Source organism: Prosthecobacter sp., from assembly GCF_029946185.1.
Classification (GTDB): domain Bacteria; phylum Verrucomicrobiota; class Verrucomicrobiia; order Verrucomicrobiales; family Verrucomicrobiaceae; genus Prosthecobacter.
In genome coordinates this window covers 6,424-20,917 of the sequence record NZ_JAQSEA010000229.1, presented here as the reverse complement: position 1 = coordinate 20,917, position 14,494 = coordinate 6,424, and the positions used below count along the sequence as shown (strand labels likewise).

The window sequence follows — 14,494 nt, the reverse complement described above, 5'->3', positions numbered from 1 at the left end:
GGTGGCGGCGGTTTCGACCGTGGCAATCGTGGCGACAGCGGCGGCGGTGGCGGCGAAGGCTGGTAACACCTGACTCCGGTTTTAGATTTCACGCCCGTGATGCGGTGAGAGCGTTTTAAGCGCTCTCCTGGATCACGGGCTTTTCTATATTCACGAACAGAGCAAACACGCCAGCCAGTACGAAGGCGGCGGCACACATTCAGACGCTTTCATAGAAGTCGTGATTGGTGTCATCATATAGCGTTTCGCAAAACTCATTAGACTTGTTCTCCAATAGCAATGGGGGACTTCAGGGACGTAGGTTGGGTGTGTTTGGCGCACGAACCACGCTTCAGCACGCGAACGCTTCTTCGCCAAACCGCCCGACTGCGAGGACGTGCGCAGGCTCAGGTGTTTGCAGCACGCTGATGGACGGGCGGGCTATCGCCACACCCATCCTACGATCACGCATGAAGCGCCGAGCCTGCAGCACTATTCGGGAACATGTCTATTTCCGTTTAGCAGGCTGTTTCTTGATCGCAGATCATGGGCTTCCTTCTTCGCTCTCCTGCGTCGAGCTACGAAGGACAGGTCGATGGCGGCTGGCTGAGGACAGCCAGCCCTACCAGCGCTGGGCAGACGCGTGGCCATGCGCCGCTTATCCGGAAATCAGTTTTGGAAAACGCTATAAGACTTCAGCGCCCGAGTGAAGAGCATGGGCATGACGGCAGCGCCGAAGTAGCCCCCCATGTTGGACCAGCCGAAGAGCTGACTCCGGTTTTAGATTTCACGCCTGTGATGCGGTGTGAGCGTTTTAAGCGCCCTCCTGAATCACGGGTTTTTCTGCGTTCACGAACAGAGCGAACACGCCAGCCAGTACGAAGGCGACGGCACACATCCAGACGCCTTCGTGGAAGTCGTGATTGGTGTCATAGGACTTCAGCACCAGGGTGAAGAGCATGGGCATGATGGCGGCACCGAAGTTTCCCCACATGTTGGACCAGCCGAATAGCTGAGCTTGATACTTGCCGCTGATGTCCTGCATCGTGGTCCACATGGCGGGCAGGCCGATGTCGGCAAAAAAAGCAACGAGGCCAAAGGCCACTGCCATGCCCCAAGGGGAGTCGGTCCACAAGGCCAGGACGTAACAGCCGGCGGCGGCGAATTTGGTCACCGACATGGGAAGCATGCGGCCCATGTGTTTGCCATGATGACGGGTGATGTAGTCGGTGATCAAGCCGCCCAGGGGCAACGCCGCGATGCCGATGGTGAGAGCGCCGGTGGTGATGAGGCCGGTCATGCCTTCTTCCAGATGCATGACCTGCTTGAGGTAATCGGGCAGGGAAAGGATCAGAAAGGCCCAGCCGATATTTGTGAAGAACTGCACGCCATTGGCCATCCAGAGATTGAGACTTTGGCAGGCACTTTTGAGAGGGAAGCGCCGGGGCGGATTTTTGACGGGTTGGAAATCACCCCGGCCCTGTGCCAGCAGGGAGATCTCCGCTGCATTGCAGTGGGGATGCTGACGCGGGTGCTCACGAAATACGCGCCAGTAAATCACGGCGACGATCAAGCCGATCAATCCATAGAGCCAGCCAGCCCAGCGCCAGTCGCCGGAGCGGAGAATCACATACGCGGTCAGGCCGGGGGCCACGGCGCCGCCGACACGCCCGCCCCATGAAATCATGCTGCTGGCAAAGCCGCGGGCTTCGATGTGAGCCCAGCGTGTGAGCAGGCCGCTGCTGGCGGGGTAGTAGCCTGCTTCGGCGAGCCCGCAGCAGAGGCGGGCGATCAGGAGCGTGGTGAAACCCAGCGAAAAGCTGGTGGCGGCGGTGAAGACGGACCAGGTGGCAATGTAGATGGTGATCAGAGCGCGAGTGCCGAAGCGATCGCTGAGCCAGCCGGCAGGGACTTGAGCCAGGGCATAGGCCCAGAAGAAAGCACCTTTCACCCAGTCAATCTGCCAGCCTTTCAATGCGACACTTTTTTGGAACGAGTCCGATGTGATAATCTGTGCCAGACAAATGCGATCCAGATACATGAGGAAGGCCACCATGGTTGCCGTGGCAAGGATCTTATGGCGGATGATTGTGGGGCGGAGGGTGAAAGACATCGTAGAGATAAGACGCAGAAATTCAGCCAGCCCTAGCAGCATTCCAACTTGAAGAATGACATGAAGGCGTGCATGAGCCTTGTGTCGCGGCGCAAAACCGCCGGAGTAACGGGCTGCGTGCCTCGTCTTTTCAACAACTCTTCCTCACTATGACCGCCATCAAAAATTTTACTGCACTGCTGGTGCTCAGCTTTCTCGCTTCGGGAGTGCTTGGCTGGTTCCTGTTTGAGTCGCACACGGATCTTGCGAATCGGAAGGCAGAGCTGGAGCAGCTGAAGAGCACGCATGCCGATGAGATGGGTGCGAAGGAAGCTGAATTTGAGCGCATGCTCGACACCCAGGCGGCGCAGCATCAGAAAATGATCACCGCGCTCAATGATGAGCACGAGAAGAAGATCGACGAACTGCGCAAAGGTGAGCGCAAGCGCCTGGCGATCGCCGCGAAAGAGTTTGAAAACATCTTTGAGGGCAACAAAACCACGCTGCAATACATTGATCTGCTGGAGGACAAGGTGAAGACGGGCCAGACGCTGTCGAAGGCGGAAGTGGAGAAGCTGTCGATCATCACCACGGGTCTCGGCTACTTGAAAAAGCAGTATCAAAAGCCGATGCAGGAGTTTCAAGAACTGGCGAACTACTTTGACGAACAGGCGGCCAAGCAAATTGCAAAACCGAAGGGTGGCTTTTTCAAGCGGATGTTCAGCAGCAACTTCCGCGACGCCGAAAAGGAATACCTGCGGCAGGAGGGGGCCAAAGAAGCCTTTGAGCAGGCGCAGAGTAAATTCTCCGGCACCTACAAGCAGGCCCAGAAAGTCATGGGTTTGGTGAATCTGGATGCGGACGGGCAGATCCAGAAGCTGCATGCCTACATTGACGACAAGAAGCAGATGAACGCAGAGGACCTCTCCTCCTTTTTTGACAAAGCCCGCAAAGCATTGCGCACCCACCAAGACGTGCTCGACTTCGAGCCGGAAGCTGCACGGCTTCCTGCGCCGAAACCGCAGCCCTGATGGCCCCCGATGTGGTCCTCATGCTTGGCTTGCTGGACTTCTCTCACGGTGCCGCAGGGCGATTGGGTGACTTCGCGGAATTAGGACGGGAATGGTGATGCATTTTGGGCTGCCCTTATTTTTACCGGGGAAGGCAGGTCTGCCAAATCACAAACGGCATGGAAATGGGCATAAACGGCGGGGAATGAAAGGAAAGGTTGTCTTTTCTCCAGCGTTTTGACTAGGCTACACCTTGTGCCGCGCTCGCAAAGCGCGGCTGTGCCTGTTCCAACTCATCATCCTATGCAAACAAATCCAAACCAAACCACTCGCCGCGCCTTCATTCGCGGTACTGTGGCCGGCGCTGCCGGTCTTGCCGCCCTTCCTTCGTTTTCCGCCGCTCTCGGTGCCAATAGTGATGTCCGCGTTGCGGTCATTGGCTTCAACGGTCGTGGTGCAGGCCACATCAAGAGCCTGCTTGAGATCAAAGGTGTCCGCCTCGTCGCTCTTTGTGACGTCGATAACAAGGTGATGGCAAAGCACGTCGAGGCCCTCGCGAAGAAAGACATCAAGGTAAAGCAGTACAAGGACTTCCGTGAGTGCTGCGCCGACAAGGACATTGACGCTGTCACCATCGCCACGCCGAACCACAGCCATACGCTGATCGCCATGACTGCGATCGCGAACGGCAAGCACGTGTATGTGGAGAAGCCCGTCTGCCACAACATTTGGGAAGGCCGCAAGCTCGTCGAAGCCGCCGCTGGTGCTGAAAAGCAGGGCCTCGTGGTCCAGCACGGCATGCAGCGCCGCTCCTCCCCCGGCTGGCAGGCCGCCATTGACTGGGTGAAGGCTGGCAACATCGGCAAAGTGCAGCTCTCCCGTGGCATCAACTTCAAGGCGCGCAAGAGCATCGGCAAAGTGGCCGAGCCGGTGAAGCCTGACGCGAATGGCCGCATCGCTGCGACATTCCGTGACACCGGTGGCAAGCCGCAGATCGTGGACATGGACTACACCCTGTGGTCCGCCCCACGCCCTGTCATGCCTGTGCAGCGCGAGCAGATGCACTATGACTGGCACTGGCAGTGGGCCTACGGCAATGGCGACATCGGCAACCAAGGGCCGCATCAGCTCGACGTCGGCCGCTGGGCGCTCGGCAATCCTGAGGCTCCGAAGCGCGTGATGAGCTTTGGTGGCCGCTGGGGCTATGATGATGACGGCCAGACCGCGAACAATCAGATGGCTTTCTACCAGTGGGCCGAAGGCGCACCGCTGCTATTTGACAACCGTGGCCTGCCTATGAAGGACATGAACTGGACGAAGGGCTATGAGCCTGTCTTCCGCATCAACGGCAAGACCTCCGCTCCCCGCATCGGCAACGTCATTCATTGCGAAGGCGGTTTCGTGGCGGAAGCCAAGGCCTACGACAACGAAGGCCAGGCAATCCAGAAGTTCGACAACTTCGATGATGGCGCTGACCACATGAAGAACTTCATCGATTCCGTGCGTGTTGGGAAGATCACCAATCCGAACATGCACGTTTCCCATGGTTATCAGGCCGCTGTGCTCGCGCATCTGTCGAACGCCTCCTACCGTCTGGGCAAGCAGCTCAGCGTTGCCGAAGTGCAGGAGCGCCTGGCTAACGACAAGGCAGGTCAGGAAACCCTCGCGGATTTCGTGGCGAACCTCGAAGCCAACAAGATCGACCTCAGCGCCGAAAAAATCACCGCAGGTCCATGGCTCGACTTTGATCCTGTGTCTGAGAAGTTCACCGGTGAGTTCGCTGCTGAAGCGAACAAGCTGGCCGAGGACGAGTATGCCGCAGGCTTCGAACTGCCGAAGATTGGCTGATCGTCCCTGATTTGAGTCCGTTCATGCAGCGCGGAGCCGGGAAACCGGCTCCGCGTTTGTATTTGGGGTGTGGGTCGCTGTGTGGTAGCTTTACGCCGCCATGGAACCGCTCACTCCACCTCTCGCGCTGCCGCCTTCAGCCGTCACCCCGGATGAAAAAATGCTAGGCATCGTCATGCACGTGCTCTGTCTGGTTGGGTTTCCCATTTTGGGACCGCTCATCGTCTGGCTGGTCAAAAAAGATTCGAGCAGCTATCTCGACCAGCAGGGGCGTGAACTGCTGAACTTTCAGCTGAGCTATTTGCTGTATGGTTTTGTGTCCTTTTTGCTGTGTTTCATTCTCATTGGCGTTCCGCTCCTGATCGTGGTGGGAGTGGCCACTGTGGTGCTAACCATCATCGGTATTGTGCGCGCTTCTGAAGGGAACGTTTACCGCTTCCCGCTGACGATTCGCCTGCTGTGAGGCAAAACGGTTGCGACTTCTATGCCGTGGTGGTAGCTGAGCCCCCCGTTTCCACCCCCATTCCAGATGCGACCCAACCAACTTCTTCAAGCCATCGGTGCCGAGCTGCGCATGCAGATCATGACTTACATGCAGTCCGAACAGCGTGCTGCTTACAAGGCTGTCATTGATTCGCTGGCTCCCGCCAAGCGTCTGCGTCCCGCATTCATTCTGGAGAAATCCCGCGCCAAGCAGGCGGAGTGGGTGCTGGAGCAACTGAACACGAAGTCGAATGAGGAAGTGACGGCGCAGATTTTTCAGATCTGGCTGCTCAAAGGCCAGCCGCAGATGCTCATCACCTTCCTCGATGCTGCGACGATCGCGCATGATGGCAAAGGTGAAGTGACGGAACTGCCTGAGGTCATTGAAGACGACAAGGCTGAAGCTGCGGTGACTGCCTTGCTGGCTGTGTATCCGGCCAAGCAGGTTGCTTTGTATCTCTACATGTTCCAGCAGCAGCGCGAAGGCGGCTGGATCTCGCTCACCAAGGCTATTGAGGCCCGCCCTGAGGTGAAACTCGAAGCCTGAGATTTCGTGCTATGATGGACGCCCTGGACCGCGCCATCGCCAACACGCAGGCGCATCTCGATGCCCTGCGGAATGCGAGTGGCCACTGGGAAGGGCGTTTGTCCAGCAGTGCGCTTTCGACTGCTACGGCCGTCGTCGCGCTGGGGCTGGTGGATCGTGACAAGCATGCGGTGCACATGGGTGCCGGTGCGCAGTGGTTATGCGATCATCAGAATGCTGATGGTGGCTGGGGTGATACGACACTGAGCAAAAGCAATCTTTCGACGACGCTGCTGTGCTGGAGTGCGCTGCATCTGGTGGGGCAGCGGAACTCACCGACGGTTGAATCCGCCAATGTGTGGATTAGCGGTCAAGTCGGTTCGCTTCAGCCTGAGGCCATCGCCAGGGCGGTTGTTTCTCGCTATGGCAAGGACAAGACTTTCTCCGTGCCCATCCTGATGCTGTGCGCGCTGTGCGGCACCTTGGGCGAGAAGCCGTGGAAGCATGTCATTGCGCTGCCGTTTGAGCTCGCTGCTTTGCCGCGCACTTGGTTTGGAGCGGTGGGGCTGCCGGTGGTGAGCTATGCTTTGCCGGCGCTGATTGCCATTGGGTACACGCGTTTTAAAAATGCGCCGCCGGCGTGGTGGAACCCGCTGCGCTGGCTGCGTGCGCTGACGTGGCCGCGCATTCGGCCGATGCTCAAGGCGCTGCAGCCCAGCAGCGGTGGATATCTTGAAGCCACGCCGTTGACGAGTTTTGTGACGATGGCACTGGCGGGTGGTGGGCAGCTTGATCATCCGTGTCTGCCGCTGGCGGTGGATTTCCTGGTGAGTTCCAAGCGTGAGGATGGGAGCTGGCCGATTGATACGAATCTGGCGACGTGGGGGACGACGTTGTCGTTGCGAAGTTTGGACCTGAAGCCAGACGGGCTGAAGCCCGAACTACGAACATGGCTGCTGGCGCAGCAGTACCGTGAAGTTCATCCTTTTACCAATGCGCCGCCGGGGGGCTGGGCGTGGACGGATTTGCCTGGGGGTGTGCCGGATGCAGATGACACGTCGAGTGCGCTCATTGCGCTGAAGAAGATGGGGCATGCTTGTGATGCGGCGATTGAGCAGGGCATCACCTGGCTGCTTGATTTGCAGAATCGGGACGGGGGGGTTCCGACGTTTTGCCGAGGATGGGGGACGCTGCCGTTTGACCGCAGTACGCCGGAGATCACGGCGCATGCGTTGTGCGCGTGGTGGGTGTGGTGTGATGAGTTGCCGGAGGCTCTGCAAACTCGCATCGTCAAATCCACTCAGCGTGCATTCTTCTATCTAGAACGCGTGCAATTGGCGGACGGCTCGTGGATTCCTTTGTGGTTTGGGAATGAGAACACGCCGGATGAAAACAATCCTGTCTATGGGACGGCGCAGGTGGTCAATCATCTGAGTGGTAGTGAACAATTGGCCAGTCAGTTTGAGGGGTTGATTCGAAGGGGCCGGGAATATCTCAGAAGTGCACGAAAGTCGGATGGTTCATTTGGTGGGGATGCGAATACGCCGGCGAGTATCGAGGAGACGGCGGTGGCTTTGCAGGCGCTCTGTGGTGACGACGGGATGTCCAGTGTGCAGTGGCTTATCACTGCCACAGAGAGCGGCACACGCTTTCCAACAGCTCCTATTGGGCTTTATTTTGCGCGGCTTTGGTATCATGAGCAGCTTTATCCTGTCGTCTGGACACTGGGTGCGCTGCGGGCTGTCAAAAAGCACATATAAGCAGCGCGTTTTTTTTCGGAGGTTGGGAGTGATGTGTCTGCTTAAAGTATAAAAAATAATGCCAGGCATTTAGTTGTTGCTTCCGCGACTTCTCTGGTCATTTTCTGTGTGATGAAAATCGTCCAAACTGCTGATTCTCAACCTCTACCCCTCGAAGAGCAGCTTGTGGGTGTGAATGCGAAAACGGGGCTTTATCCAGGCGCGCGGTCTTGGTCGGGCGGGAGGTTCCGCGTTCTTGGCAAGGGGCCGCTGGAGTCTTACTGCTATCACGTGATGTCGCGGACTTGTGGTGGGGAGGTGTTCTTTGATGAGGTGGAGAAGGAGGCTCTGAGGCGGGTGATCTGGCGTATGGCGGAATTTTCTGGGATCAAGGTGGTGACTTATTGCGTGATGAGGAATCACTTTCATCTGCTGGCGGAGGTGCCGCATCGGGAGACGTGGTTGCAGCGGTTTGAGGGACCGGAGGGTGAGGTGAAGTTGTTTGAGCATCTACGCACGCTGTACAGCCGTGCTTATCTGGGGCTGCTGCGGGATGAGTTGGCTGATCTGCGCGCGCGTGGCCTGAGGGTGCTGGCGGAACAGAGGGTGGAGGCGCTTAAAAAGCGGTTTTGCGATCTGTCGTTGTTTGTGAAGGAGGTGAAGGAACGTTTTAGCCGGTGGTTCAACAAACGTCGTGGGCGAAAGGGCACGCTGTGGATGGATCGCTTCAAGAGTGTGCTGGTGGAAGGCAGGGGAGAGGCACTGCGCACGATGGCGGCTTACATTGATTTGAATCCGGTGCGTGCGGGTCTGGTGAAGGATCCGAAGGACTATCGCTGGTGCGGGTATGCGGAGGCGTTGGGCGGCAGCCGAAGGGCTCAGCGTGGGCTTTGCAAGGCGCAGGGCAAGCCGGTGGATGGGTGGAAGAGTGCGGGAGCGGCGGAGGCGTATCGCTGCATTTTGCATGACGAGGGACGCGAGGTGAAGGACGCGCAGAATGAGAAGGTGGTGAGGCGCGGTGTGACTGTGGAGTCGGCGCGAGCTGTGCTGGCGGAGCGTGGGAAACTCAGTCTGGGAGAACTGGTGAGGCATCGCGTGAGGTATTTCAGCGACGGCGTGGTACTGGGCAGCCAAGAGTTCGTGGAGGGCATCTTTGAGGCGCAACGAGACAAGTTCAGTCCGAGGCGCAAAGAGGGGGCTAAGCAGATCGAGGAGAGTGACGCACCCTTTTATGCGTTACGCAGACTGCGTGTCAGTCCTGTAGGCTGAAGGGGGTGGTGATTGTTCCATCACGCAGTGAGTGCTTTTCTAAAACGCCTGGTTTTGGGGGATGAGCCGGGATCTCATCACGGACGCTCTGCCTTCATTGCCCGAGGAAGGTCTCATCTTGTCCTTTGACCGTGTCTTAGCTATGTGTTTGCAGGCGGGGCTGGCTGTTACCGTTTCCAAAGTTGTTCAGCGAGCGGAGGAGGGGGCGGCAGAAAGCCCTGACTCACCGAGGGTCTGTGATGGCTGTTTGAGTACAAGTCTATTCTTGCTCGACGGTGCTTGAGATGTCCACGGGGGGCTCGCCTGCAATTTCCTTTTCGACGGGCTGCACTTTGATTTCGACGTTTACGGGGACTGCACGCAGGCCTTCGATGATGCGCTGGAGGCGCTCGATGGTGACATCGGACAAGGTGGGCTGGCTGACGGCCTGCTCGATTTTTTCCAGGCCGAGCGTGAAGGCGTTCATGTGGCCGGTGATGCGGTTGATGGGATCGTTTTCGCCTGCGCCGCCGGTGAGGAGGTTGCGTTTGAAGGTGCTCTTAATCTCGGTCCAGCGGAGGGTGTCGGCAGGGGTGGAGAGGGCGTTGATCTCGCGCCACTTGAGGAGGTTGGATTCGGCGGCCTGGCTGAGGGTTTGGGCTTCGCCGCGATAGTGATCGGCGATGAGGCTGGCGACTTCGGCATCGGTCATGAGCGGGAGGATTTTCTCCGCGATCTTGTTCATGTTGCGGTAGCTGCCCTGGAGCTTGAACGGGGGCTCGGTGCGGTAGGCGTCTTCCATGGCGGCGCTGCGCACGTATTCCTGATTCACGCGCAGGATGATCTCGCGCACGTGCAGGAGCTTTTCCATGACGGCGACGCCTTCATTGATTTCTTCGGCGCTGTAGCTGCCTTCGAACTCGACGCCTTCGCGGGTGCCGGTCTGGGCGACTTTCAAGAGGGCGAGGGCATCGGCATGACTGCGTGCGGAGATGCGGGCGAGCGTGGTGTTGCTGGTGAGGCAGTTCTCAATGTAGCTGTCTTTGAAGACTTCTGCATGACCGCCGAGAATGTCGCCGAGATTGTAGGTGTCGGCGCGGTTCGCGAGCATGTCTGGCACCTGGAATTTGCCGCCGACTTCGGTGTAGGGATTGCCGGCCATGACGACGGCGACTTTGCGGCCTCGCAGGTCGTAGGTCTTGGCTTCGCCTTTGAACACGCCTTCGATCTTGCGAGTGCCATCGCAGAGGGAGATGAACTTTTGCAGGAACTCGGGGTTCGTGTGCTGAATGTCATCGACGTAGATCATGACATTGTCGCCCATCTCGAAGGCGAGGTTGAGCTTTTCCACTTCTTCCCGCGCGCTGGCGTTGGCGGCCTCGGCGGGGTCCAGAGAGGTGACCTTGTGGCCGAGAGCGGGGCCGTTGATCTTCACCAGCGTGATGCCGAGGCGGCTGGCGACGTATTCCATGAGGGTCGTTTTGCCATAACCGGGCGGTGAGATGAGCAGCAGCATGCCCATGCGGTCGGTGCGGGTGTCTTTGCCTGCGGCACCGAGTTGTTTGGCGAGGTTTGCGCCGATGAGGGGGAGATAGACTTGATCGATGAGGCGGTTGCGCACGAAGGAGCTGAGCACGCCTGCTTTGAACTGATCGAGGCGCAATTCACGGCGGCGGGTGTCGGCCAGACGATGCTTGAGCAACTGGAAGGCTTCGAATGCAGGAACGACTTCGGCTTCGTAGCGTTGCAGGCGCGTGGTGAATTCGTGGTAGTTGAGTTCGAGTGTGGCATCTGCGATGCGTGCGTGGGTGCCGATCAAACCGATGACCGTGGTGTGAGCGGGTGGCTCAGTGGGGATCGCCGCTGGAGGTTGATCGTTGGTCACGACCATGGCTGCGGTTTCAACGAGGACGCCGAGGGCTGCGGTGGGGTTCAGTGCGGTGATCCATTCCAGGGCGATTTCAAAAGCGAGCAGCGGCTGAGCGGCGAGTGTCTCGAGTGTTTCTTCGAAATCCTTGGTGGCATGTTTGACGGTGAGTTCTCTGCGGAAAGCATGGAGCAACTCGATGGCGGCGACGGAGCGGGTGAACGGGTGCTTGGATTGGAGTTCGTCGAGGAGGCAGGCGGCGATTTGGAGGGGCGAAGCTTGCGGCAATGTGCTGCCCAGGAGGCCTTCGACACGTTTTACCAGTTCGTTATCGACGGCTGCGTTTGAGATGCCCAAGAGATCGCGCATGCGGCCCTTTGATTGCATGCGCGCCGTTAGAGCTTTCTTCGCATCATCTTCGGTCCAAGCGTGCCAGAACAGGCGTGCGTAGCCGCGTGCGGCGGGGGAATGGCGGAGGAGGCCGAGGGCCTGCTGCATCTCGCGCAGGGGTTTCAGCATGAGAGCGGCGTCGTGATCGTGCACGCCTTTGGTGTAGCCTTCGTGATAGCGCTGGGCCATGAAGGCGGCCACGTCGTCGCCGGCACCGGTTTTGAGCATCTGCCAGGCGAGGTATTCGGCGCGATAGACGTCCGCGTTTTCAGAGACGACAGCCTGATCCCAGACGCTGCGCTGTGTTTCGAGTGCGGGGTTTTCGACGGTCTCGAAGAAACGGGTGCCGGTGAGGTGGAAGGCGAGGGAATTGTCGCGCGGGAGAATGGTGAGCTCCAGCGGCTGCTTGTTTACGCTGAACTGATGCTGGCCGAGCTGGATGAGATCGCCGCCAGCGACGAAGATTTCCGACTTGTCGCGGATCTGTTTGAGAGAATCCTGCTGGACGGTCTTGAGGCGGGTTTGCAGTTCGTCGGCGCGGACGCTGTCGCCGAGCTTGCGCAGTTCTTCGATGAGATCGCGCAGCTTGGCGACCATGGCATCGGAGGCGAGCCAAGCGTGGACTTCTTCGGGCTTGGCGAAGTTGGCGAGGCGATTGCGGATGCTGCTGAGAATGCGTTCGGCGGACTGGCCGAGGCTGCCGCAGCGGCGGTTCAAGGCATCGCTGAGACTTTGACGGCGGGATTCGAAGGCGGCCTGGACCTCTTCGCGCTTCTTGATGAGTTCGGCGGCATAGTCGTCGAAGTCGGAGAAGCGTGTCTCCATTTCCTCGATCTGGACGAGTACGCGGGTGAGGGACTCATCGCACTTCTCGGGTGTGGTGGCGACTTCGAGGTAGTTCAGCACGCTTTGGCTGAGCAGGCTGAGCTGTGCCTGGAACTGCGCTGCGCCTTCGGTCTTGGCGAGATCGTTGCGGCGGTTGCGCAGTACGCTGCGCACCTGATTGAGCTGGGCAAAGAGCGTGGAGATGCCTTCGATGATGCGTGTGGTCTCGGTGGCGTCTTCAATCTTGAGGCCGCTGACAATCGCTGTGAGCATTTCCAGCTCGCTGCTGGATTTGGCGAGCGCTTCTTCGACGGCCTGGGCTTCGGTGACTTTTGCGAGCGCTGGAACGAGGGCCTGCTGTTCGGTGATCTGCTGGCGATAGGGGTCCAGCGATTCCGGCTTGAGCAGGAAGGTGACGCATTTGGCGGAGAGTTTGTCCGCGCCTTCCGCGACCGCTTTGTCCATGCGGTCGATCTCGGCGGTATCGGTGTAGCGGACATCGCGCAGGGCGATGATCTGGCCGCGCAGCTCACGCAGGGAGGTGAGAAGCTGCACGAAGCCGAGGATGTCGGTGGGATCGGTGTTGGCGGCGGCGTTGAGCGCCTTCTGTGATTTCTCCTGCAGCGTGGTGGTCTGCTCCGCTGCGGTCTTGCGCATGCGGCTGACTTTTTCGAATTCACCCAGCGCGGCTTCGGCGGTGGTCTTGATCTCAAGGAGGATGCTCTTGAGGTCGTGGGTCTCTTCGCGTCCGACCCAGAAATAGCTGTCGGCAATGTCGCCGCAGGAGCGGGCGAGTTCGACGTAGAGGCCGGAGAAGGAATCGTCCTTGGAGAGCAGCGTGAGCACGCCATTGCACTCGGCCATGGCGCGGACGATTTCGGCGTTGCCAATTTTACTGAGGAAGGTCTGAGAGGCCTTGGCTTCGCTGACATCGGCGGACATGAAAGGCGTACGCCAGACCTGAAGGACGTGGTGCTTGCGCGGTTCGGCATCGGCCTCAAAGAGCACGAGTTCGCCGCTGGGGAAGAGGCTGAAGCCGTGGCAGGGCTGCGGCGTGGCGACGCTCTGCGTGATGAGATTGTAGCTGAGCAGGAGGTAGGAGCCGCTTTCGAGATGGCTGAAGATATAGAGCGTGTCCTCGCCGTTCGCTGCGGGGATGCGCCTCTCAAAACGCATGGGTGGCAGGCCGGTTTCAAAGCGTTTCACTTCGCCGGTTTGCAGAACGTAGCCGTGTGGAAAGAGGATGCCGTGATCGTCGGGCAGGAGGACGCAGCTCTCGGCAATGCTGTCGATGCGATGCGCCTGGCGCGTGCGTTCATTGAAGACGAGATGACGCCAGGTTTTCTCCTGATACGGCAGGACTTTGAGCAGGATGAGATTGCCAACGATGGCGTAATGCACCTCTGCATCATCGAGGGTCTGATCCTTGTTTTCGACGGGGTCGCTGTAGATGCCGCGACCGGAGTCGGTGTTGTTTTCCACCTTGACCGTGAGGTCGCCGCCGATGGTCTCGACGAAGACGCGATCCTCGATGCTGATGTGCGGATGCGCGCCGTGGATGTACATGTCCCGCGTGGCGCGCTTCCATTCAAACTCCTGCGGCGTGGGGAAGAGGAATTCGTGGTCGCTGCGGTTGCCGAGGTATTGGAGCGTGCCTGCCTCATCGTCCACGAGCCATTTGAAGGTCTTCACCTCGGTGGCGCGCTGGCCGACCTGAAAGCCCATGTAGAGATGCGGGCCGATGCGATGGAACTTCAGGAATGAGGCGTGCTTGTAGTAATTGTAGAGGTAGGCGAAGTCGTCCGCGAACTGGGGATCGCTGAGCAGGTTGTCTTTGTTGGGATGAAAGCTGTGATCGTCGTCATGCAGATCATAGACCGAGAACACGTCTTCGATGCGCATGGTGCTGCGCAGGCCGAGGTGGACGTTGTAGCCAAAGAGGAAACGGTGCGGACCGATGGCTGCGAGGTCGCGCGGGAGGCAGTTGTTGTCCGTCGTCAGCCGAGAGGTGGCCAGCAGGGCCGTTTCAATGCCGCCGAACTCCGCCTTGCGGTCGATGTTGAGCAGATCCAGCCGCCGCTGCAATTCAGAGCCGTGTTTGTTCAGGCGCTTACGAATGACTTCGTAAGCACCGGCTTCGAGCTGCGGGGAGGGTTGGGGTGATGGGGGCGTGTCAGCCATTTTTTTCCGTCCAGATCAATTTCAGAAACCATGTCACATGTAGAAGAACGATGAACTTCAGCGAGCCTGACACAGTGAATGCATCGACAACTGCCATACCTATCGCGAGGGACGTCCAAATGGCCTTGCCAGGAGTCACCGCGATAGGTTGCACAGCATGAGCTTCAGGGTTCATCAGATCACTTCTTCGCTGCCTTGGCGGCGAGGAGGCTGCTGACGGTCTGCTCAGCGAGGCCGAAGCGGGAGGCTGTGCCGATCATGCCGGTGAGTTTATTTAAGGTGGTGGCGTCGGGGTTGAGGCCGATG

The 14,494-nt window shown here is 58.8% G+C and carries 8 protein-coding genes; 6 read left to right on the top strand and 2 right to left on the bottom strand.

Annotated elements, in window-relative coordinates; genetic code table 11:
- Positions 1-793: 793 nt before the first annotated feature.
- On the bottom strand, positions 794-2,092 hold the full coding sequence (locus PSV43_RS19090) for an MFS transporter (protein ID WP_300201174.1): 1,299 nt from the start codon (positions 2,090-2,092) through the stop codon (positions 794-796).
- Between the two features lie 149 nt (positions 2,093-2,241).
- Here PSV43_RS19090 and PSV43_RS19085 point away from each other — a divergent pair, with 149 nt between their 5' ends.
- From PSV43_RS19085 to PSV43_RS19060, 6 genes are all read left to right on the top strand, one after another.
- Positions 2,242-3,102, top strand: coding sequence for a hypothetical protein (locus PSV43_RS19085; RefSeq protein ID WP_300201171.1), 861 nt, complete (start codon positions 2,242-2,244; stop codon positions 3,100-3,102).
- A 282-nt stretch (positions 3,103-3,384) separates the two neighbouring features.
- Positions 3,385-4,929 (top strand): Gfo/Idh/MocA family oxidoreductase, encoded by a 1,545-nt coding sequence (locus PSV43_RS19080; protein WP_300201168.1) that lies wholly within the window; start codon positions 3,385-3,387, stop codon positions 4,927-4,929.
- Between the two features lie 100 nt (positions 4,930-5,029).
- Positions 5,030-5,392, top strand: coding sequence for a DUF4870 domain-containing protein (locus PSV43_RS19075; protein WP_300201165.1), 363 nt, complete (start codon positions 5,030-5,032; stop codon positions 5,390-5,392).
- A 66-nt stretch (positions 5,393-5,458) separates the two neighbouring features.
- The gene (locus tag PSV43_RS19070; RefSeq protein WP_300201162.1) at positions 5,459-5,959 is read left to right on the top strand and encodes a hypothetical protein; all 501 of its coding nucleotides are present in this window, start codon (positions 5,459-5,461) and stop codon (positions 5,957-5,959) included.
- A gap of 11 nt (positions 5,960-5,970) precedes the next feature.
- Positions 5,971-7,698, top strand: coding sequence for a prenyltransferase/squalene oxidase repeat-containing protein (locus PSV43_RS19065; protein WP_300201159.1), 1,728 nt, complete (start codon positions 5,971-5,973; stop codon positions 7,696-7,698).
- Between the two features lie 111 nt (positions 7,699-7,809).
- Entirely contained in the window at positions 7,810-8,946 is a 1,137-nt protein-coding gene (locus tag PSV43_RS19060; protein ID WP_300201156.1) for a transposase, read from the top strand.
- Positions 8,947-9,205: 259 nt separating this feature from the next.
- Here the strand turns inward: PSV43_RS19060 and PSV43_RS19055 are convergent, their stop codons facing one another.
- Complete coding sequence (locus tag PSV43_RS19055) at positions 9,206-14,188, bottom strand: DNA repair ATPase (protein WP_300201153.1); 4,983 nt, start codon at positions 14,186-14,188, stop codon at positions 9,206-9,208.
- Positions 14,189-14,494: the final 306 nt, after the last annotated feature.

Coding starts and splice junctions, on each gene's coding strand:
- PSV43_RS19075 (WP_300201165.1), top strand. CDS start 5,030: ATGGAACCGCTCACTCCACCTCTCGCGCTGCCGCCTTCAGCCGTCACC.
- PSV43_RS19090 (WP_300201174.1), bottom strand. CDS start 2,092: ATGTCTTTCACCCTCCGCCCCACAATCATCCGCCATAAGATCCTTGCC.
- PSV43_RS19060 (WP_300201156.1), top strand. CDS start 7,810: ATGAAAATCGTCCAAACTGCTGATTCTCAACCTCTACCCCTCGAAGAG.
- PSV43_RS19070 (WP_300201162.1), top strand. CDS start 5,459: ATGCGACCCAACCAACTTCTTCAAGCCATCGGTGCCGAGCTGCGCATG.
- PSV43_RS19085 (WP_300201171.1), top strand. CDS start 2,242: ATGACCGCCATCAAAAATTTTACTGCACTGCTGGTGCTCAGCTTTCTC.
- PSV43_RS19055 (WP_300201153.1), bottom strand. CDS start 14,188: ATGGCTGACACGCCCCCATCACCCCAACCCTCCCCGCAGCTCGAAGCC.
- PSV43_RS19080 (WP_300201168.1), top strand. CDS start 3,385: ATGCAAACAAATCCAAACCAAACCACTCGCCGCGCCTTCATTCGCGGT.
- PSV43_RS19065 (WP_300201159.1), top strand. CDS start 5,971: ATGATGGACGCCCTGGACCGCGCCATCGCCAACACGCAGGCGCATCTC.